The 22,749-nt window shown below is 38.9% G+C and carries 16 protein-coding genes; 9 read left to right on the top strand and 7 right to left on the bottom strand.

What is annotated here, in order from left to right; all coding sequences use genetic code 11:
• Positions 1-14: 14 nt before the first annotated feature.
• The 9 genes from LB465_RS12895 to LB465_RS12855 all read left to right on the top strand — a co-directional run bounded on the left by LB465_RS12895 (position 15) and on the right by LB465_RS12855 (position 11,690).
• Complete coding sequence (locus tag LB465_RS12895; protein WP_224470281.1) at positions 15-1,706, top strand: ribulokinase; 1,692 nt, start codon at positions 15-17, stop codon at positions 1,704-1,706.
• On the top strand, positions 1,696-2,400 hold the full coding sequence (locus tag LB465_RS12890) for an L-ribulose-5-phosphate 4-epimerase (RefSeq protein WP_224470280.1): 705 nt from the start codon (positions 1,696-1,698) through the stop codon (positions 2,398-2,400). The genes LB465_RS12895 and LB465_RS12890 overlap by 11 nt, the downstream gene beginning before the upstream one ends.
• A gap of 77 nt (positions 2,401-2,477) precedes the next feature.
• Complete coding sequence (gene araA, locus LB465_RS12885; protein ID WP_224470279.1) at positions 2,478-3,986, top strand: L-arabinose isomerase; 1,509 nt, start codon at positions 2,478-2,480, stop codon at positions 3,984-3,986.
• A 23-nt stretch (positions 3,987-4,009) separates the two neighbouring features.
• The gene (locus LB465_RS12880; RefSeq protein WP_224470278.1) at positions 4,010-5,194 is read left to right on the top strand and encodes an aldose epimerase family protein; all 1,185 of its coding nucleotides are present in this window, start codon (positions 4,010-4,012) and stop codon (positions 5,192-5,194) included.
• 4 nt (positions 5,195-5,198) lie between these two features.
• Positions 5,199-6,818, top strand: a complete 1,620-nt coding sequence (locus tag LB465_RS12875) for a sodium:solute symporter (protein ID WP_224470277.1) — start codon at positions 5,199-5,201, stop codon at positions 6,816-6,818.
• Between the two features lie 176 nt (positions 6,819-6,994).
• Positions 6,995-7,942 (top strand): alpha/beta hydrolase, encoded by a 948-nt coding sequence (locus LB465_RS12870; RefSeq protein WP_224470276.1) that lies wholly within the window; start codon positions 6,995-6,997, stop codon positions 7,940-7,942.
• A 195-nt stretch (positions 7,943-8,137) separates the two neighbouring features.
• Entirely contained in the window at positions 8,138-9,715 is a 1,578-nt protein-coding gene (locus tag LB465_RS12865; RefSeq protein ID WP_224470275.1) for an NADP-dependent glyceraldehyde-3-phosphate dehydrogenase, read from the top strand.
• Positions 9,716-9,748: 33 nt separating this feature from the next.
• Complete coding sequence (locus LB465_RS12860; RefSeq protein ID WP_224470274.1) at positions 9,749-10,735, top strand: aldo/keto reductase; 987 nt, start codon at positions 9,749-9,751, stop codon at positions 10,733-10,735.
• 64 nt (positions 10,736-10,799) lie between these two features.
• Positions 10,800-11,690: an SMP-30/gluconolactonase/LRE family protein gene (locus LB465_RS12855; RefSeq protein ID WP_224470273.1), complete on the top strand. Its 891-nt coding sequence runs from the start codon at positions 10,800-10,802 to the stop codon at positions 11,688-11,690.
• Positions 11,691-11,709: 19 nt separating this feature from the next.
• Here the strand turns inward: LB465_RS12855 and LB465_RS12850 are convergent, their stop codons facing one another.
• The 7 genes from LB465_RS12850 to LB465_RS12820 are packed head-to-tail and all read right to left on the bottom strand — an operon-like array spanning position 11,710 to position 22,603.
• Positions 11,710-13,044, bottom strand: a complete 1,335-nt coding sequence (locus LB465_RS12850; RefSeq protein WP_224470272.1) for a Gfo/Idh/MocA family protein — start codon at positions 13,042-13,044, stop codon at positions 11,710-11,712.
• Positions 13,045-13,101: 57 nt separating this feature from the next.
• Positions 13,102-14,505, bottom strand: a complete 1,404-nt coding sequence (locus LB465_RS12845) for a DUF1593 domain-containing protein (RefSeq protein ID WP_224470271.1) — start codon at positions 14,503-14,505, stop codon at positions 13,102-13,104.
• A 22-nt stretch (positions 14,506-14,527) separates the two neighbouring features.
• Entirely contained in the window at positions 14,528-17,368 is a 2,841-nt protein-coding gene (locus tag LB465_RS12840) for a glycosyl hydrolase 115 family protein (protein WP_224470270.1), read from the bottom strand.
• A 2-nt stretch (positions 17,369-17,370) separates the two neighbouring features.
• Positions 17,371-18,519, bottom strand: a complete 1,149-nt coding sequence (locus LB465_RS12835) for an endo-1,4-beta-xylanase (RefSeq protein WP_224470269.1) — start codon at positions 18,517-18,519, stop codon at positions 17,371-17,373.
• Positions 18,520-18,525: 6 nt separating this feature from the next.
• Positions 18,526-19,686, bottom strand: coding sequence for a mannonate dehydratase (gene uxuA / locus LB465_RS12830; RefSeq protein ID WP_224470268.1), 1,161 nt, complete (start codon positions 19,684-19,686; stop codon positions 18,526-18,528).
• 10 nt (positions 19,687-19,696) lie between these two features.
• Positions 19,697-20,440, bottom strand: coding sequence for an SDR family NAD(P)-dependent oxidoreductase (locus tag LB465_RS12825; protein ID WP_224470267.1), 744 nt, complete (start codon positions 20,438-20,440; stop codon positions 19,697-19,699).
• 18 nt (positions 20,441-20,458) lie between these two features.
• Entirely contained in the window at positions 20,459-22,603 is a 2,145-nt protein-coding gene (locus LB465_RS12820) for an alpha-glucuronidase family glycosyl hydrolase (protein WP_224470266.1), read from the bottom strand.
• Between the last annotated feature and the right edge of the window lie 146 nt (positions 22,604-22,749).

Here is a 22,749-nt window from a genome sequence, read left to right as displayed (position 1 = left end):
TTGATTCAATTAAAATGAAGAACTACGTTATAGGTCTGGATTACGGAACCGACTCGGTAAGAGCAGTGCTTGTGGATACCGGGAGTGGAGAGGAACTAGCCACCGATACCTACTATTATCCAAGATGGAAAGAAGGAAAATACTGTAATGCGGCAACTAATCAATTTCGACAACATCCGGCAGATCACATTGAAGGTTTGGAAAAAACCATTAAAGGCGTTTTAGCTAAAAGTAACATTGATGGTTCAGCTGTAAAAGGTGTTTGTATAGACACCACCGGCTCCTCACCAATTGCGGTTACTAAAGAAGGGACTCCGCTAGCTTTTGAAGAAAGTTTTAAGGAAAATCCAAACGCAATGATGGTGCTTTGGAAGGACCACACCGCTATTGATGAAGCGAACGAGATCAATGAATTGGCGAGAAAATGGGGTGGAGAAGATTATACCAAATATGAAGGCGGAATTTATTCTTCCGAATGGTTTTGGGCAAAAATCGCCCATATTATTCGTGAGGATGAAGCAGTCAAAAAGGCTGCATATTCCTGGATGGAACATTGTGATTTAATGACATTTATGCTCATTGATAATCAGGATTTATCCTCTTTTAAACGCAGTCGTTGCGCTGCCGGGCATAAAGCGATGTGGCACGAGAGCTGGGGAGGATTACCTTCTAAAGAATTTTTAAATCAGCTGGATCCATATTTAGGCGAACTGCGTGACAGGTTATATACTGAAACGTATACCTCAGATGAAGTTGCGGGAAACTTGAGTAAAGATTGGGCTGAAAAACTTGGTCTTTCTACCGATTGCGTGATCGCGGTTGGTACTTTTGATGCGCATTCCGGCGCGGTGGGTGCAAAAATCGATAAGCATACTTTGGTTCGGGTAATGGGGACTTCTACCTGTGATATTATAGTTTCAGAGCAGGAAAATGTTGGCGATAAAACCGTGAAGGGTATTTGTGGACAGGTAGATGGATCGGTAATCCCAAAAATGATTGGCCTTGAAGCTGGGCAATCGGCTTTCGGCGATGTGTTGGCCTGGTTTAAAGATGTGCTGAACTGGCCGTTAGAGAATTTGGTTTTCAAATCTGATATTATTTCCGAAGAACAAAAAGCAAAGCTTAGAGATGAAATTGATAAAGATTTTATTAAAAAACTTTCTGAAGCAGCTGAAGCAATTCCACTTTCAGAAAGTATTCCTATTGCCTTAGACTGGATTAACGGTCGAAGAACTCCGGATGCCAACCAGGAATTAAAAAGTGCGATTACCAAACTTTCACTAGGATCAAAAGCACCACATATTTTTAAAGCACTTATTAATGCCATTTGCTTTGGTTCCAAACAAATTGTAGATCGTTTTGAAGAAGAAGGCGTGAAAATAAATAGCGTAATTGGTATTGGTGGGGTGGCCCGTAAATCACCTTTTATTATGCAAACCCTCGCCAACGTACTTAATATGCCCATAAAAGTTGCTTCCTCAGATGAAGCTCCCGCACTTGGTGCAGCAGTTTATGCAGCAGTTGCCGCGGGACTTTACCCAAATGTAATCGAAGCCAGTAAAAAACTGGGTAGCGATTTTGAAGCCGAATATCACCCTGAACCCGAAGCTTTGGAAACTTACGCCGGCTTGATGGAAGAATATAAAGAATTGGGCGCCTTTGTAGAAAATAATATTAACCGAAAATCTACCGTAAATGAGCTCTAATTATAAAGCATTAAAGCAGGAATGTTATGAGGCCAATATGGAACTGGATGCCTTAAACCTGGTGATTTACACCTTTGGAAACGTAAGTGCCGTAGATCGTAAAAAAAAGGTTTTTGCCATTAAACCTAGTGGTGTGCCATACGAGACTTTAAAGCCTGAAGACATTGTAATCCTGGATTTTGAAAACAATGTGATTGAAGGGGAAATGCGACCATCTTCAGATACTAAAACCCATGCTTTTCTTTATAAAAACTGGGAAAATATCGGTGGAATTGCACATACGCACGCCACTTATTCGGTAGCCTGGGCACAGTCGCAATTAGACATCCCGATTTTTGGAACCACCCACGCCGATCACCTTGCCGCCGATATTCCCTGCGCACCACCAATGCGCGATGAACTTATAGAAGGAAATTATGAGCACAACACCGGGATCCAGATCCTGGATTGTTTTAAGGATAAAAACCTTTCTTACGAGGAAGTACCTATGGTGTTAATTGGAAATCACGGACCCTTTACCTGGGGAAAAGATGCGGCGAAGGCGGTTTACAACAGCAAGGTATTGGAAGAAGTGGCAAAAATGGCACTACTTACCAAACAAATTAATCCGGAAGCACCAAGAATGAAGGATTCCCTAATTAAAAAACATTACGAGCGTAAGCATGGCAAAAATGCCTATTACGGTCAAAATTAATATCTATCCCAATAATCACCTCACAGGCTTTAAAAACCTGTGGGGTTTTTTGAAAATCTAAATAATTCTGAATTCAAATGATAAATATAGAAGCAAAAGAAATCTGGTTCGTCACGGGTAGCCAGCATTTATACGGAGATGAAACCTTAAACCAGGTTGCAGCAGATTCAAAAGCAATTGTAAACGGACTTAACGAATCAAAGCATCTTCCGCTAAAAATAGTTTGGAAAGATACCGTGAAAACGGCCGATGAGATCACAGATATCTGTCAGGAAGCTAACTCTAATAAAAACTGTATTGGAATTGTTGCCTGGATGCATACTTTCTCTCCCGCTAAAATGTGGATAAAAGGACTAAGCTTACTTAAAAAGCCACTTTGCCATTTACATACGCAATTTAATGCCGAAATTCCATGGGGGAAAATTGATATGGATTATATGAATCTCCACCAGTCGGCGCACGGCGATAGGGAATTTGGTTTTATGATGAGCCGTATGCGTAAAAAACGTAAGGTTATTGTAGGACACTGGAAAACCGATCGTGTTCAGAAAAAACTAGGAATTTGGTCCCGTGTGGTTTTAGGATGGGACGAGCTCCAACATCTTAAAGTTGCCCGTATTGGCGATAATATGCGTAATGTTGCGGTTACTGAAGGCGATAAAGTTGCTGCCGAAATGAAATTTGGAATGGCCATAAACGGTTATGATTCTTCAGAGATTGTAGCACATATCGATAAGATTTCCGAGGAAAAGATAAATGATTTACTTAAAAAATATGAAAGCGATTACAATCTAAGCGATGATCTAAAAGAAGGTGGATCGCAAAGAGATTCCTTGGTTGATGCCGCGAAAATTGAATTAGGATTGCGCTCATTTTTAGATGAAGGTAGTTTTAAAGCTTTTACCGACACTTTTGAAAACCTTGGCAAGCTAAAACAATTACCGGGTATTGCCGTACAAAGATTAATGGCCGATGGCTATGGTTTTGGTGCAGAAGGCGATTGGAAAACCGCAGCCTTACTACGTGCGATGAAAGTTATGGCTGTAGGATTGGAAGAAGGAACTTCTTTTATGGAAGATTACACTTACCATTTCACCCCACAAAAATCTTATGTTTTAGGTTCGCATATGCTGGAAATTTGTCCTTCAATTGCAGATGCTAAACCAACCTGTGAGGTTCACCCATTAGGAATAGGTGGAAAAGAAGACCCTGTGAGATTAGTTTTCAACGCGCCAAAGGGCGAGGCTTTAAATGCCTCTTTAATAGATATGGGCAATAGGTTCAGGTTAATTGTAAATGAAGTAGAAGCAGTAGCCCCGGAAGCTGATTTGCCAAATTTGCCGGTAGCACGCGTCTTGTGGGATGCCAAACCAAACCTCGAAATTGCAGCTACCTCCTGGATCTTAGCCGGGGGAGCACATCATACGGTATACACCCAGGCATTGACTACCGAATTTTTGGAAGATTTTGCTGATATCGCCGGGATTGAATTACTGGTTATAGACGAAAAAACCAGTATAAGAGAGTTCAAGGATAAAATAAATGCCAACGAGGCATATTACCATATGTTTCAACACGGAATGTAATTGCTAACCTAACGCATCTAATTATGAATATTTCAAAAAATAATCTTTTCGGCTTCGGGATAGTCATTCTGTCCTTGTTTTTTATTCAGTGTAAAAATGGAGACAGGGAAGCTGAAACCAAAGAAAATGAAATGAATACCGAACAAAGCCCAAAAACAGAAATGCAAAAAGAAGACTACGGTACCACGGCAGATGGAGAGAAAGTAGCGCAATATACGCTCATCAACAAAAATGGAATGGAAGTAAAAATAATTACTTATGGTGGTAGAATTACTTCTTTAAAAGCTCCCGATAAAAACGATGAATTTGAAAATGTGGTACTGGGGTTTGATTCCCTGGAACAATACACTAAGGACAATCCGTTTTTTGGTGCTTTGATAGGCCGTTTTGGAAACCGTATCGCTAATGGAAAATTCACTTTAGATGGTGAAGAATATACCTTGGCCCAAAATGATGGCGAAAATCATTTGCACGGCGGCGAAAAAGGCTTTGATAAAGTAATTTGGACTGTTGGAAAGGCAACAGGAAATACCCTGGAGTTAACCTATACCAGCGAAGATATGGAAGAAGGTTATCCCGGGACATTAGAAACTACGGTTACTTATACCCTTACCGATGATAATGCTCTTGATGTTGATTATAAAGCTACAACCGATAAACCAACGGTGATAAATTTAACCCAGCACGCTTATTTTAATCTTTCGGGAGATTTCTCTGAAACTATTTTAGATCATAAAGTGGAAATAAATGCCGATGAATTTTTACCGGTAAAGAAAACGCTTATTCCTACTGGTGAATTAAGAGATGTGGCCGGTACTCCTTTTGATTTCCGCAAAGCGAAAACTATTGAACAGCATATAGAAGAAAAAAACGAGCAACTGGAGCGTGGACAGGGTTACGATCATTGCTGGGTGCTAAACGATCAGGATAGCGGAATGCGATTTGCTGCTTCAGCTTATCACGAAGAAAGTGGAAGAATGCTGGAGGTACATACGAACGAACCCGGTATTCAGTTATATTCCGGTAATTTTCTTGACGGAACACTTCCACAACCAAATGGGGAGGGCAATTATGGTCACAGAAGTGGATTTTGCCTTGAAACCCAACATTACCCAGATTCTCCAAATCAGGAAGGTTTTCCTTCAGTAGTGTTGGAGCCAGGGGAAACATATTCTTCAAAAACAAGTTTTAAATTTTCAGTGAAATAAGTTTATGAAAGCATTAGATACTTTTGATTGGGTTGCGATTGCCGGTTACTTTCTAATTTTAGCGGGAATTGTTGTTTGGGTAATTCGAAAAAAACAATCCAATACCGAAGATTATTTTCTTGCCGGTAGAAATGTAGGTTGGTTTGTAGTTGGAGCATCAATTTTTGCTTCTAATATTGGATCAGAACACGTAGTTGGTTTGGCTGGAGCCGGTGCCGGAGATAAATTGCCTATGCTTATTTATGAAATCCAGGCCTGGGTGGTACTTATTTTAGGTTGGGTATTTTTACCATTTTACGCCCGGAGTGGTGTTTTTACGATGCCTGAGTTCCTAGAAAAAAGATTTGACGCCAGGTCAAGATGGGTTTTATCTGTATTTTCTATAATTGCCTATGTACTCACAAAAATTTCGGTAACCATTTATGCGGGAGGGATTGTAGTTTCTGCCTTACTCGGAATTAATTTCTGGACCGGTGCACTTTCTACAGTAATTTTAACCGGTATTTATACAGTTTTAGGCGGAATGCGGGCAGTTGTTTATACTGAAACCCTGCAAGCCATTATTCTTGTTCTTGGTGCAGCCGCCCTTACTTTTATCGGTTTAGATGAAGTAGGAGGCTGGGCCAGTATGCAGGAAACGGTTTCCCCGGAATATCTTAATATGTGGCGATCTGCTTCAGATCCAGATTTCCCCTGGCCTTCTCTTTTAATTACCAGTACCATTGTGGGTATCTGGTATTGGTGTACCGACCAGTATATCGTGCAACGTGCATTAACGGCTAAAAATATTAAAGAAGGAAGACGCGGAACTATTTTTGGTGCTTTACTAAAATTGCTTCCAGTATTTTTATTCTTAATTCCTGGTATTATCGCACTTACCCTTAAAATGCGTGGAGAACTCCACTGGGACAGCCCAGATGAAGCCTTTCCGGTTTTAATGAGTAATTTATTGCCTTCGGGATTACGGGGGCTTGTAGCCGCCGGTTTACTGGCAGCGTTAATGAGTTCATTAGCCTCGGTGTTTAATTCCTGTTCTACGTTATTTACGGTAGATATTTATAAAAAATTGAGACCAAATACCCCGGAGAAAAAATTGGTGCGAACCGGGCAAATAGCTACGGTAATTATTGTGATCATCGGTATTATTTGGATTCCTATTATGGCGAATATTTCGGGAGTTTTATATGAATATCTGCAGAAAGTACAATCATACATAGCCCCTCCAATTACGGCAGTATTCTTATTAGGTATTTTCTATAAGCGTATAAACGCGCACGGAGCTTTTATCACTTTAGTTGTTGGTTTTATTGTAGGTGCACTAAGAATTATCCTGGAATTATTTAAAGATTCCTTAGATCCTGATGGATTCTTATTCCTGGTTGGAGATATTAACTTTTTAACCTTTGCGGCCTGGTTCTTCCTTTTCTGTGTAGTGCTAATTACCGTGGTAAGTTTCTTAACCAGTATTCCTTCAAAAATTAAAACTGATAATCTTACTTTCCAGACAATTTCTGAAGAAGAAAAACAAAATAACAAAAACAGCTATAACTGGGTTGATATTGCAGTTTCAATTTTGGTGGTGATTTTGGTAGCAGGTGTGATGATATTTTTTAATGGAAAATAATTAAAATAACTAATGAATTAAAATAAAAAACCAATTCTATAGATACAGTAATCTGATCAGATTGAGTAGGTAGAAGTATTGGAGGATCCGGATGTATTAATACTGGATGGTAAGTGTAACTTTAAAAACCATAAACTATAAATCTTTTGAATTAATAACATTAAAACCAATTTATTATGTCTAATTCACCAATTAACTTAGCTAAGTCCGCCATCTGGTCGATTTTATTTTTCTTTACTGCATCAGTGATGGCGCAAGATGGGACAATCTACCCACTCGAAACTCCTGAAGAGCCTAATGCTATTCCGTTAGAAACGGGTGATGTTGAAGATCAGCCTGCCCCGGAAACCTGGTTTCGCCAGTGGGGCGATCCTATGGCAAGAAATATTTCTAAAGCAACACTTACTCCATTCCTGCCTAATCCGGACAAAGCTAACGGTACTACAGTAATTGTAGCGCCTGGGGGCGGCTTTAGATGGCTTTCTTTAGGTAATGAAGGCTGGGAAGTTGCCGAAGCGCTTGCAGATCAGGGAATCACCGCTTTTGTACTAAAATATCGCTTACATCCAACTCCTGAATCTCTGGATGATTTTAGGGCGTCCATGGAAAGACCAGCCACTCCTCCAGCTGAATCTTCAGATGATGCACCAGAACCACGCCCGGAACGTCCGCGCTCTAATTTGTCTAACCAACTTGAAGATGCCGAGGCTGCTTATGCTATGATCGTGGATCGTGCTGAAGAATGGGGTGTGGATACTACCAATATTGGTATGATGGGCTTTTCTGCCGGTGCAGGGCTTACGATGCATTCAACTTTAAATTCTAAGACCATGGATCTGGCTTTTATTGCTCCCATTTATGGTGGTTTGAACGCAGTAGAGGTACCGGAGAATGCTCCTCCTATGTTTAATGTTATTGCTGCCGATGATTTTCTTTTCCACGGGGAATTCGGTTTAATAGAGTCCTGGCATAAAGCAGGCAAGCCTGTTGAATTTCACCTTTATCAAAACGGAGGCCACGGTTTCGGACTCGGAAATCCAGACCGTACAAGTAATCGCTGGTTCGATGCATTTCTTCATTGGTTAAAGGTTGATAAATTCCTCTTATCCAATTCTCAAGAATGATCAGAGGGTTTTTTTATGTAATTTTAAATGCCTGAAAGCCTTTTCTTAACCGTTTCTGGCAAAGAAAAAGAATCAACAAAAACAACTGTAATCGGGATGAAACTGTAGTTTTCTTCCCAGTTATAGTTGCTTTTTTAATAATCAGAAAATATTTTAAAACTAACTCTTATTGAACCAGCTTTTTAAATTTAAATTATGAAAATACCACAGGAATTTCAGATTACTAATTTGCTCCATCAACAGCAATACCTGAGTAATGGAAAATTAATTAATTGGAATGGACAGACTGATGAGGTTTACTCCACAATTTCTTCCACCGAAAATTATAAACCAACTTTATTGGGTACTATCCCGCATATGGATAAAGATTCTGCTCTGGAAGTTTTAGATTCTGCGTGTAAAGCTTATGCAAAAGGGCAGGGAGACTGGCCTACTATGAAAGTTTCAGAACGAATTTCCTGTATGCAGAATTTTGTAGCCGAAATGCAAACCAACCGGGAAGAGGTTGTAAAATATTTAATGTGGGAAATTGGCAAATCGCTCCCAGATTCCCGTAAAGAATTTGATCGGACGGTAGAATATATTAATGATACTATTGAAGATTATAAGCAATTAGACCGTGACAGTGCTAAATTCTTTAAACGTGATGGTATTCACGCTCATATTCGCCGCGGGCCTCTTGGCGTAGTTTTATGTCTGGGACCATATAATTATCCTTTAAATGAAACTTTTGCATTGTTGATTCCGGCCCTTATCATGGGAAACACAGTGATTTTTAAACCTGCAAAAAATGGAGTTTTATTAATTTCCCCACTTCTGGAAGCATTTAAAAATAGCTTTCCGCCCGGCGTGGTAAATGTGATTTATGGTCGCGGTAGGGAAGTAGCAGCGCCTATAATGGCGGCAGGAAAAATTGATGTGTTAGCGCTTATTGGCAATAGTAAATCGGCTATCGCTCTGCAGGATCAGCATCCATATAAAAACCGCTTACGTTTGGTTTTAGGTTTAGAGGCTAAAAATCCGGCCATTATTTTACCAGATGCCGATTTAGATCTGGCTATTGAAGAGTGTATTTCAGGTTCTTTATCCTTTAACGGGCAGCGGTGTACGGCGCTCAAAATAATTTATGTTCACGAAGATGTAAGGGAGGAATTTAATAAGCGTTTTGCTAAAAAAGTAGATGCTTTAAAATTTGGAAATCCATGGGAAGAAGGCGTAAAGCTTACTCCTTTGCCTGAAGCTGATAAGCCTGATTATATAAAAGAACTCATTGATGATGCAAAAGAAAAAGGCGCTGAAATCTTAAATGAAAAAGGCGGTGAAGTTTCAGAGAATTATATCTATCCGGCAGTTCTTTTTCCGGTAAACAAAAAAATGCGAGTTTACCAGGAAGAACAATTTGGCCCTGTAGTTCCTATTAAACCTTTTACAGATATTCAGGAAATTTTAGATGAAATGGCCGAATCAAGCTACGGCCAGCAGGTAAGTTTATTCGGTAAGGATATTCAGGAAATCGCCCCGCTTATTGATACACTGGTAAATTTGGTATGTCGCGTTAATCTTAATAGTTCGTGCCAGCGTGGGCCAGATGTGTTTCCATTTACGGGAAGAAAGGATTCAGCGGTAAGTACTTTAAGTGTTCATGATGCATTGCGATCTTTCAGTATTAGAACTTTTGTGGCTTCAAAAGATAATGATTACAATAATGAGATCTTACAGAAATTATTAAACTCAAAAACCTCTAATTTTGTAAGTACAGATTATATCTTGTAATGAGGTTTTTGTAAATTGAAAGAAAGAAAGTATATGAATTATAGGAAATTAGGAAAAACAGGTTTTGAGATTTCAGAAATTTCTCTCGGAACCTGGCAAATAGGTGGAAAATGGGGATCGGATTTTAGCGATAAAACCGCTGAAAAAACCATTAATACCGCCATTGACAAAGGAATTAATTTTATTGACACGGCAGATGTCTACGAAGCGGGCTTGAGTGAAGCAGCTGTAGGTAGGGTTGTTCGTTCCAGGTCTGAGCGTATTTATGTGGCCACCAAATGTGGAAGACAAATTAATCCGCATACTGCAGAAAATTATACGCCAGAAGCCCTTACCGGTTATGTAGAAGAAAGTCTTAAAAGAACCGGTTTTGAAGCGCTGGATTTAATCCAGTTGCACTGTCCACCCACCGATGTATATTATCGCCCCGAGATCTTTGAAACCTTCCAGAAATTAAAAGATCAGGGTAAAATATTGCATTTTGGTGTTAGTGTTGAAAAAGTTGAAGAAGCTTTAAAAGCGATTGAATATGATAATGTAGAAACCGTTCAAATTATATTTAATTTATTCAGGCAGCGTCCTTCAGAGCTTTTCTTTCAGCAGGCAAAAAAGAAGGATATCGGGATTATAGCCCGTGTGCCCCTTGCCAGCGGATTGTTAACCGGAAAGTTTGATAAAGATGCCAGTTTTGATAAAGAAGATCACCGGAATTTTAATCGAAATGGAGAAGCTTTCGATAAAGGAGAAACCTTTTCAGGAATAGACTTCGATCGCGGTCTAAAAGCCGTCGAAGAGCTTAAAAAGTTGTTCCCGGAAGTTCAAAATTTAGCTCCAATAGCTTTACAGTGGATTTTAAAATTCCCGGAAGTTAGTTGTACCATTCCCGGGGCTTCAAAAGAAGAGCAATTGCTGTCCAACCTATCTATCTATGACAGGACAGAGCTAAGCAGCGAAAAAATTAAAGAAATGAATAAAATCTATGATGAATATCTAAAACAGGATATTCACCATAGATGGTAGTCTAAAATTAAATTAATCTGAAAGCCTTTCTTTATCTTTAGAGAAAGGCTTTTTTATGGATACTATGAAACTAAATCTTTTATTGTTTTTAATTCTTGCATTAGGATTGATCTCCTGTAACTCTCAAAAGAAATTGATTAAAGAAGGGCGTCAACCTGAGCTTATTTCAAACGATTTTGAGTTTACTGAAGGTCCCGCTTCAGATGCTGAAGGGAATGTATATTTTACCGATCAGCCGAACAATAGAATTCATAGGTGGTCTGCAAACGATGGTTCCATTTCGGTATTTATGGAAGATGCGGGCCGGGCAAACGGACTTTATTTTGATTACGATGGAAGCCTTTTAGCTGCTGCCGATGAAAATTCTGAAATATGGAAAATTAGTCCTGAAAAAGACGTTGAGGTTTTAATCGATTCTTATGAAGAAGACCGCTTAAACGGACCAAATGATTTATGGATTGCTTCCGATGGTGGGTTTTACTTTACCGATCCTTATTATCAACGTGATTACTGGGAGCGCACCGAAAGGGAAATTGAAGAAGAACGTGTTTATTATGTAAATTTACAAGGCGAAATAAGTATTGGAGTTGAAGATCTTGTAAAACCCAACGGCATTATAGGGACTCCTGATGGAAAAAAGCTCTATATCGCAGATATTGGTGACAACAAAACCTATTCCTATAAAATTAATCCGGATGGAAGCCTTTCGGATAAAAAACTATTTACGGAATTGGGATCAGACGGGATGACCATAGACAGCGGGGGCAATATTTACCTTACCGGAAATGGAGTGACGATTTTCGATAAATCCGGGAAGAAAATTCAACATATTCCAATCGATAAAGATTGGACAGCCAATGTGACCTTTGGCGGTAAAAATCAACAAACCCTTTTTATCACTGCTCAAGAATCAATTTATAGCCTGGAGATGAATGTAAAAGGGGTTCGTTGGTAACTTAAAGAAAAATAACTTTTTAGACTTGCGGCAATTTCCAGCCATTATGATAATTTGCTTTCAACATTGCATCTGCCTCTGTATCGTTAAATGATTCGGTGTCTGAATTCCAGTATAATTTTTTTCCGGTTTTATAGGCTATATTTCCCATATGCGCGGTAATTGCAGCAATACTTCCGGTTTCTATGCCGCAAGTAAGTTTTGATCTATCGTTCGCCCTTATAGCCGATACGAAGTTTTTGGCGTGATTTTCAAGTGCATTTCCTTCTGGAGAAATTAAATCTATCTTTTCCGTTTTGGTCACCCACTCATCATTTTTATTCTCTCCTTCAGGAATAACTTCCCAACCGCCCCTGTTAACAACCAGGGTGCCGTTATTGCCAATAAAAGCAATGCCTTCTGTTCTTCCGTAGTTCCCGCTATCTATACCGGTAGCGTGCTCCCACAAGAGATTAAAATCTTCAAATTCGTAAACGGTTTGGAGGGTGTCAGGGGTTTCAGAAGCATCGTCGGGATAAGCAAATTTTCCTCCAGAAGCTAAAATAGATTTTGGTGCTTTTGCGCCCATGGCATAAAGTGCGATATCAATTTCGTGCACGCCCCAATCTGTCATTAAGCCACCGGCATAATCCCAAAACCATCTAAAATTAAAATGAAATCTATTTTCATTAAATGGCCTTTCTGGTGCAGGGCCCAACCACATTTTATAATCTACTCCTTCCGGAGGAGTTGAGTTAGGTTTAACCGGAACCGGGTTCATCCAGCCCTGGTATGCCCAGCATTTCACTAAACGAATTTGGCCAAGTTTGCCCGATTGCACATATTTTATGGCATCATCGTAGTGTTTACCACTACGTTGCCATTGCCCAACCTGTACTAACTTATTGTATTTTTTACCGGCGCTAAGCATTACATTACATTCCTCAATACTATTAGCCAGAGGTTTTTCTACATATACGTGTTTATCAGCCTGCAGGGCGTCTACCATGTTTAAGCAATGCCAATGGTCTGGTGTTCCTATAATTACCGCGTCAATATCTTTGTTTTCCAACATTTTGCGATAATCTTTATACTGTTTGGGCGATTTGCCACTAATTTCTTTTACCTGGGCCGATCTTTCATCTAAAACACGCTGGTCAATATCTGCCAGTGCTACGCAACTTACATTAGGTAATTTTAAATGTGCCTGCATATTTGCCCATCCCATACCTTTGCAACCAATTACTCCAAAATTAATAGTGTCATTGGCTGAAAAAATGGAAATTGGGTTTGCCAGGAGTGATCCCGATAAACTTAAGCCTGCGGCAGCTAAAGTTGTTTGTTGTAAAAATTTTCGTCTTGGGAGGTTGCTCATCGTCGTTTGGTTAATAGGGTTTACACCGATTAATATACTACTTTTTTTACCTATTGATTATTTTGGGTTTATAATGATTCGTCGATAACTTGTAAGTTTCGGAGATCCATGATCTGTTACTTCACAAATTATATGAATACTTTTATCCCCCAAATCAGAAGGAATATTAATTGTTATTTTGGAACCAGTGGTATTGCTTATAGCGATATCTTTTTTATAGGTTGAAGCTTCTGGCAGCATGAACCATTTAAAGCTTAATTCATTATTTTCCAAATCATATGATTCCGAAGCATCTAGCTTAATAGATTCTCCTTCTTTTCCTTCAATACGTATAGGTTCAAGGCCTTCATCCTCATTAAGGATTATAATCGGATTTCGATTACCTTCACCTTTTTTAGCCCAATCCATTCGGGCTATAAAATTATTAAAGGTCGCCGGATAGAAATAATCTTCATATTTTTCACAAATGTCTTTAGCTTCTCCTTCGTGATTTATATAGGCATAAGTGCTTTCATCTGTTCCTAAACCCCACTCAAAATAGCCTCCCCAACCAATATGGCCAGGAGCTAAAGGATTGTTTAAGCCATTAGGTAAGACATGTAAAAAAGACGGCGTATCGCCTTCAACGCCAAATTTATATTTTGGATAAAGCTCTCCCAGATTTCCATGCCCTTGAATATGTTCTGCATACTCATCCCAATTATCTTTTCCGGTAGCGTTCTGGAATTTCCAGGCACATTCATCCCAAAGATACATGAGATCTTCCCTAAATTCTCTTCGAATCCACTGTTGTGAACTTGTATCAAAAGGAGTTCCTTCTTTATAAGATCTATCCTGGTCTGTAATTGCATAAGTCGGGATTTTATGTAGAAAGGTTTTTAATTCTTCGGGGGTTCCCTCTTGTTGAACCTGCCATATAGCTTGGGCCAGGGTGTTACCTCCGCCCCAAAGCAAAACCCATAAGGGCCGGTTATCATCTTCATTGGCCAGTTCAATAATTTTATTGCTTCCTTCTGAAGCATTGTTTTCGCCAATCTCGCCAATACCTCTTTTTTCACTTCCAAACATGCTACGTTCACGCAAATATTCAGCGCTGGGCCAGTATCCTATTTTTTGTTGATTTTCATTATCTACAAACCCTGATTGATTTGACCTTTTCATAAGATTTGGTAGATCTTTTTCGTAGGCATCAATTCGCTCTTGTATTAATTCGAAAAAATCATCTCTCGTTTCTTCAAGACTGTAACCTGTTGTATAAATTATAGCTTCAATTTCCAGGAGATCGGCGTGGGTAAACAGCCTTACCAAAGACTCGCTATCGTCTGTTTCCCAAGTAGAGATATCGGTTAAGATTATTACCCGGGGTTTTAGTTCGTCAGAATGAGACACGTCGTTTTTATTATGACTAAAAAATGTCTGAACCGAGAACAATAATATAAAAACAAGGATGAAATTTTTCATAGTAGTTCTAGTACAAATACGATTATTCTACATGTTTACTTTCAGTTGGGCCTAAATACGATTCTCTAATATCTCCTTTTCTGATAATAATTTTCTGAAGGGCAATTCCTGAGTCTATAGCCCAGATCTTTAACGTATGGTTTCCTTTTTCCAGCAGGTTTAGTTCTGAAATCACCCTGGTAATATTATTTCCTACAGAAGTACCCCAATCATCTTTAGTCTCCTGATGCATATTGATGATTTTTGGTTCGTTATCGTCAATGGAATACGCAAATCTTAGACCTCCCTTATTATGAAAATCAAGGGTAGGCGAAAGCAGGAATTCTATTTTCATTTCTCCTGTGCTAAAATTATGAAAATCGTATGCCAGGTATGGATTATCTTCTGACAATTCGCCGTGGGTTGGAGTCTTAGCAAAGGCAGTTATTGTAGAACCTGTTTTTCCTAAATTCGGCACTAAAGTCCATCCTTTTTCGATATTGCCTTTTTCGCTATAGTTGGCAGCTTCTATAGCAATATAATTGTTGCTTTCTACAAAACCTTTTATGTTTCCAGGACTGATGTTATGGATTGGAACTTCAATTTTAACTGATTTTCTGCCCTGCTGAATACTAAAATTTCCTGTAGATTTTCCCTTTGGAACTTTGTTCCAATCAATACTAACTGAAATTCTCTTTTGATCTGAAACTGAACCAGATTCTTCTGAAACCTGAATCCATTTATCGTTTTTCTTTACTTTAAAATCGAAAGTTCCTTTTCCTTTATTAAAGATTTCAACATAATATTTTTGATCTGCCACAGAAGTAAATTCTGGCAGTCTTGCCGTTTCATTTGAAGAGGGCCAGGATTCTTTAGAACCTTCAATTGCAACACCCATTTCAGGTTTTTTAGCAACTTCAATGGTTTTAACTTCAGGCATAACCTGTTCTTCGGGTTGTTGCCAGTAAGTATAGCCAATATGATTTTGCGACATCATATGGTTCCATTTGCCATCGGCGATATTGTGATATTCTTCAGTTAATGCTGAATCTTTTTCATATAATTCTTTTACTTTTTCAGCATAAGAATTTGCCGCGGCACGGCCTTGCTCTGCATATAATCGGTTTTTGGCGGCAGCTACATACAATTCATTCAAATTAGCTGAGGCTTTTACCGGGAATAATACCAATTGAAAATAAGCATCCCTATATTCTTCTGGTAGTTTTTTATTTATTTCCTCGGCTTTTTCTACTAACTGGTTATAGTCTTTTACCACATTTTCCGCTTCGTTATAATTAACTAAACTATAAGTATCCGGACTTAACATTTCAGGTTTTCTGCGGCTATTAAACTTGGTGTATTTATTTAAAATATCAGCAATTTCCGAAGCATATTCGCTCCCGAATTGCTTTTCAGCCCAATTCGCTGCATAGTCTTCCAGTTCATTTGCATCTATAGCTTCAGGATCCCACGCGAAATCCAGAAAGAAACTTATGGGAAACTCCATAGGTTTTAGATCACCTACATTTACAACCCATAACTCTGTAGCATCATACTGGTAAGCCAGGTTCATTTGCTCCCAAACCCGCTCAATTTGCGTGGTATTCAGCCATTTATAGTTTCTTGGACCGCCTACATAATCAAAATGATAATAAATACCATAGCCACCCTCACGTGGTGCATCATTAGGATCTGGTAATTTCCTTATGTTTCCCCAGTTATCATCGGCAAGGAGCAAAGTAACATCATCTGGAACGCGCATTCCCTGATCGTAATAATCCTGAACTTCTTTATACAAAGCCCAAACCTGAGGAGTTTCGTTCGCCGGTTTCCCGGTAACATCTTCAATAATTTCTCGTTGATCTTTTACTATGGTTTCCAGTAAATCTATAGCTGTGCCTTCCGTCATTGCTTCGTCGCCATCACCACGCATTCCAACAGTTACAACACTTTCGTAATCACCTGTTCTTTCCATTCCTTCTCTCCAGAATTTTCGGAGATTTTCAGGATTGGTTTCATAATTCCAGTCACCCTCTCCATAGCGGCTCCACTCAACGTGCGCACGCATCAGGGGTTCGTGGTGTGAAGTACCTATTACCACTCCGTATTTATCTGCAAGTTCCGGGTTTTTGGGATCGTCGTCATAAAATGCCTTGCCCCACATTGCCGGCCATAGGTAATTTCCTTTTAAACGTAGAATAAGTTTAAAAACCTGCTCATACATTCCGCTGTTAATACCTCCAAAAGTTTCACGAGCCCAGTTTCCAAGCGCAGGTTCTTCATCGTTGAGGAAAATTCCACGGTATTTTACTTTTGGAGTTCCTGATGTATAACCTCCCGGTTTTACATACAATTCCTCAGCTCTTTTAACCGGAACATCAGCCCACCAGTGCCAGGGGGAAACTCCTATTTTTTCAGAAAGATCGTACATCCCAAAAATAGTTCCGCGCTTATCGCTTCCGGCAATTACTAATGCTTTTTCCACATTTGAAGATGGATTTTCAACGATCTGAATAAGGAAATTTTCCCATTTTCCTTCTATTTCTGAAACATCTAATTTATCGTTGGAAATCAATTCATCAATCAATTTACTATTTCCAATAGTTCCTATAATTACTGGGTACTCACCGTTGATTTCTTCCGAAGAGATCTCAGGATTGTTCCCGGTAACCTTTTCAAAATCTTTTTGAAGATCTTCGGCTACTAAATGAACTCCCTCATGGTCTTGCGAATCTAGAAATAAAGTCACTGAATTGAGTGGAAAACTATTTTCTACCGGATTAAAACTTATATAAGAATTCTGAGCCTTGGCAGTTTGAAAGAAGCCGAAACACAGAAAAAGAAAAAGGGCTATTTGGAAATTAAAAATTGATTGTCGTTGCATTTCTACGGGGTTTTTGTTTCGGGTTGGGTTTCGAATTCGACCACTTTTTCATAAGCTTTTTTACGTTCGAAATTTTCATCGAATAAAAGCGGGTAATTTTTTCTAGCTTCAACAGGGTAGGTGTCTAACCAAGAATATTTGTCTGAAATATTCCAAAAGGTCACGCCTGTAATTACGTCTTTATAATCTCTGAACACCCTGAAAAACATGTCGTAGGCTTCAATTTGTTTTTGCTCCAGTTCTGGAGTAAACTCATCTGATTCGCCTTTTTTAAGTTCGCGACGTTCCTTTTCCCAGGGGTAAAGAGAAACATCTAATTCGGTAATTTGAATTTCAAGACCTAATTCTGAATAAAGGTCTAATGCCTTTCTTAATTCTTCTTCAGAAGGTCCATAAATTGACCAGTGTCCCTGAATTCCAACACCGTCTATGGGTGCGTCATTCTCCTGGAGAAATTTTAATAATTCAATAATCCTATCTCTTTTTTCGGGAATAATTGCGTTATAATCGTTATAAAATAACTTGGCTTTTGGGTCGGCTTCCCTGGCATATTCAAAGGCTTTTAATAAATAGTCTTTTCCAGCAATTTCCAGCCATTCCGATTCCCGATAAACCTTAGTAGAATCATCAGCTACGGCTTCGTTTACAACATCCCAGGCATAGATAATATCTGAATAGCGCGGCACTACCGAATCTATGTGATTCTTCATTCGTTTCAGTAATTCTTCTTTGTTTACCTGGTCGCCATTCTTATTTTCAAAGATCCAACCGCCAGTTTGTTGGTGCCATACCAGAGCGTGCCCCCTCATTTTTATATTGTTCTCCCTGGCAAATTCAGCAAGAGCATCGGCGTCATTCCAATAAAATTTGTCTTTTTCAGGATGAATTGGGCCCATTTTCATCACATTTTCCGGAGTAATGCTGTTGTATTCCGTTTTGATCAATTCAGCCGATTCACCTTCAATAGAATTTGGGGCAACCGCGACACCCATCGGGAAATAATCTTTATAATAGTCTTTAAGACCCATTTCAGCCGATTCTTCCGTATTGGCCTCTTTTTCATCAGAATCGTTATTGGATTTGCAGGCGGTAAACGCAGCGGCAAAAGCAAGAATAAAAACCGATTTTTGAAGTATTTTTAGTGAATTCATAGTTTTTTATTTAAATGATTCCTGTAGTCCTAATTCGAGTCCGCGCAGTTCAGCGAGGCCTTTTAACCTGCCTATAAAAGAATAGCCGGCATAATAATTTTTGTCGGCTTCCAAAGTGTGCAGGTATCCGTGATCGGGTCGCATTGGGATGCTTTGATTTCTTTTTTGCAAGGTGTTTACGATACGTTTTACAACATCTACCATAGGTACATCTCCATCTAAATGATCAGATTCCATAAACACTCCGGTAACTTTCTTTTTTACATTTCTTAGGTGTAAAAAATGAATTCTTTCTTCAAATTCATCATAAATTTCAAGCAGGTCGTGAGCGGGATTGGCTCCTAAGGAACCGGTGCAATAACACAATCCGTTAGCCTTACTTTTTACATTTGCAAAGATGAATTTCAGGTCTTTGTGATTGCTTACCACCCGGGGCAAACCTAATACCGAAAACGGTGGGTCGTCTGGATGGATGGCCAGGTTTACTTTGCTTTTTTCAGCCGTAGGGATGACTTCAGATAAAAAGTAAACGAGATTTTCCCGTAACCTTTCATCTGTTATATGTGAATATGAATCCAGGAGTTCTTTAATGACATTTGCAGTGAAATTTTCGGTGCTTCCCGGCAATCCTAAAAGAATGCTTTTAAAGAGTTCCTCTTTTTCTTCCGAAGAAAGATTGTTGCCTAATTCTTTAGCGGCAGAAATCTGCTCTTCAGTATAATCTTCTTCTACATTTTTTCTTTTTAATAAAAACAGATCAAAATAGGTGAATTTTAAAGGATCGTACTTTAATACAGACGCCCCGGCCTCATTCTCATGAAAATGATCGGTTCTAACCCAATCGAGGATTGGCATAAAATTATAGGCTACCACGGGAATGCCGCATTTGCCAATATTTTGAAGACTTATTTTATAATTTTCAATGTATTGTTTATAGTTGCCAGACCTTTTTTTTATATCCTCGTGCACCGGCAAACTTTCTATAACACTCCATTGCATTCCAAAACTTTCAATTAAGTTTTTTCGTTCCAGAATGACATCTTCGGTCCAAATATCGCCTACCGGTATTTCGTGTAAAGCGGTAACAATTCCACTTATTCCGGCCTGTTTTAAATCTTTTAGCGATAGTACGTCGTTTGGGCCGTACCATCGCATTGTTTGTTGCATTGAAATCATCCTAAAATCCTATTGAATTTCCACCATCTACCGGTAAAATAGTTCCTGTAACAAAAGCCGATTCTGAAGTTGCGAAATAATATACTGCATCTCCAATATCTGAAGGTTGTCCTAATTTACCCATGGGTGTCCTGGATAAAACCTTATTTTTTCTTTCAGGATCGTTATTCAAAGCTTTTCGTGACATATTGGTTTCAATAAAACCGGGTGCCACCGCATTTACACGAATCCCGAATTGCGCTAAATCTACGGCCATGGCACGCGTCATCCCATCAACTGCAGTTTTACTAGCTGAATAAGCGATAACTTTAGGAATACCATATTGCGCAGCCATAGAACTGATATTAATAATACTTCCTGAATTTTGCTTTTTCATTATTTTGGCAACTTCACGACTTATTGCAAAAAGCCCTACGACATTGGTGTGTAAAATATTCTGAAATTCTTCGTTGGTTACTTCCAGGAATTCTTTTTTCATATTAATCCCGGCATTATTTACTAGGATGTCAATGCTTTCAGCTTCCTGCCCAATCTTTTCTATCGCTGTGGGAATTTGATCTAGATCATTAAGATCCAGAATAAAGGGTATGGCGTTTTCGCCTAATTCTTTACAGGCCTCTTCGGTCTTTTCTTTATTTCTTCCGTTTACGTAAGTTTTAATTCCTTTTTCACAGAATTTTTTGGCTGTGGCAAAACCGAGTCCGGCGTTTGCACCGGTTACGATTGCTGTTAACTGTTTGGTCATTTTTTGGTTGTTTTTTTATTACCAGGATGGATTTATGCCTGGTGCATAAGGACGGTCTATTGATTTATAATATTCTAAATTATGTTCTGGTTCAGGTACTTCTGCCGGTAGTTCCATCTCAGAAAATTGCTGAAAATAACTCAGGCATGCGTCCCGCCACCATTTAGCTTCTTTCAACTGAATTTCAAGTAACTTCGAAGTTTTTTCAAACTCTTGTTTATTTACATATTGTTCCATGTTTTTCCAGGTAGCTTGCATTTCTTCCACTTGTTCAACTCCTTTTTGATAATGTAAAGCCATATTATCCCAAAGTGTTTTGTCATTACTCATTTCGTAATCCCAGGGAAGGTGGTGAAACCACAGTAAATATTTTTCAGGAGTGGTTTCAGGATTGCTATAATTTTCTTCAATAGGTGTTGCATATTGCGCTAGGGCATCACTACCAGAGCTTGTTCTATCGAAGCCTATCCCATTTTTATCAGCTTTGTGATAATATACAGGATTCCATTCAGGCCGGCCAAGATTATCTACCCAGGGGCCGGGACCGTAATGGTGACTGGTAGCCATAATATGGTGTAAGCCTAAAGGGGTCATATAATTTACTACAGCTTCGCGAGATTCTAATAAGAGATCGGTCATTGGTTTTACAAAATCTTCCTCATTAGAAAAATTCATCTTTAACCATTCCTGAGCGATATCTTCAGAATCCATATATGGATCCCAGGCCAATCTCCCAAAGCCGTACCAGTTCGCCTGGCCAAAGGGATGCCCTGTCCAGTTTTTTTCGGTTCCAATATTGGCAACACCTGCAATTCCCGTTAATTTTTTATTTGAATTCGTACCGTCAATAACCTTGGCTACCGTAGAATTTTCACCTTCGGCATAAGTATCTTCATCTAATACTTCCTCAAACAATTTAGGCAGAAAAACCAGGTGAGAACTAAAGCCTAAGTATTCCTGGGTAATTTGAAATTCCATCATTAAGGGAGTGTCCGGCATCGCACCAAACATTGGATGAAAAGGCTCACGAGGTTGAAAATCTATAGCGCCGTTTTTAACCTGTACCAATACATTATCGGCAAATTTACCATCATAAGGAATAAATTGATCGTAAGCTTGTTTAGCCCTATCGTCGGGGTCTTCTTCTGAGTAAACAAATGCGCGCCACATAATAATTCCATCGTGGGGAGCAACTGCTTCGGCCAACATATTGGCGCCATCTACGTGGGTTCGGTCGTATTGAAATGGGCCGGGTTGGCCTTCAGAATCTGCTTTAACTAAAAAGCCACCAAAATCGGGGATTTCAGCATAAATTTCATTAGCTATATTTTTCCACCATTCACGAACATTTTCATCTAAAGGATCGGCAGTATCAAGATCGCCTAATTCAATTGGGGCTGAAAACCTTGCCGTAAGGTAAACCTGAATTCCGTAAGGTCGAAACACTTCAGCCAGGGCTTTTACTTTTTCTATATAATGTGGGGTTAAAATTAACGCGTTGGAATTTACATTGGTAAGAACCGTTCCGTTAATTCCTATCGAAGAATTTGCACGGGCGTAATCTTTGTATTCAGGTTTGATGAGTTCGGGTAAAAGATGCCAATCCCAAATTGAAAAACCCGCATAACCACGTTCTACAGTGCGGTCTAAATTATCCCAATGGTTAAGAACACGTTTCTGAATTTTTGGTTCTTCCTCAATATTTAAATCTGAAATATCATTTCTTTGCTGAATCTCACGAAGTAACCCAAAGGTTCCGTAAAGAAGGGCTATATCTGAATTCCCGCTAATTACAAGAGTTTTTCCATTATTGAGAGTATTAATGGTGTAACCTTCATCTCCCAGGTTTTCAGTATTAATTTGACTTCTAATACCTGAAGGCAAAACATTCTGAATTCCAACAATTAATTTTGAATTGCTATCAGAATTCAAATTTTCAAGAGCAAAACCTGTTTTAGCGAGTTGTAATTCTTCCTTAATAATGCTAATTGTCGAAGAATTACCAATAAGTTCTATATCAGTAAAAAAAGGACTGTATTTTTCCTTATAAGTATTGTCATCAATTTCTTTATAATCCAACCAGAGTTCATATCCCGGCTGGGCCTGAATGTTGAAGGCGAAAAGGCTAAAAAGGGCTAAGGCAATATAATTTTTTAACTTCATTGTATTTTTATCAAACGATTGCGAGTTGAAAATTAGACAAAAAAAGGATGCTATCAAAATTTTTTATGCAATCGGTTGTGTTTATGATAAAATTATCCTTTATTTGTTAGGACTTTTTTAAGAAAAAGACTCCTTTTTGAGGACAT

This window comes from Salegentibacter lacus, assembly GCF_020164555.1.
Classification (GTDB): domain Bacteria; phylum Bacteroidota; class Bacteroidia; order Flavobacteriales; family Flavobacteriaceae; genus Salegentibacter; species Salegentibacter lacus.
The sequence above is the reverse complement of the archived record's forward strand: the minus strand, read 5'-3'. Positions and strand labels throughout refer to the sequence as shown.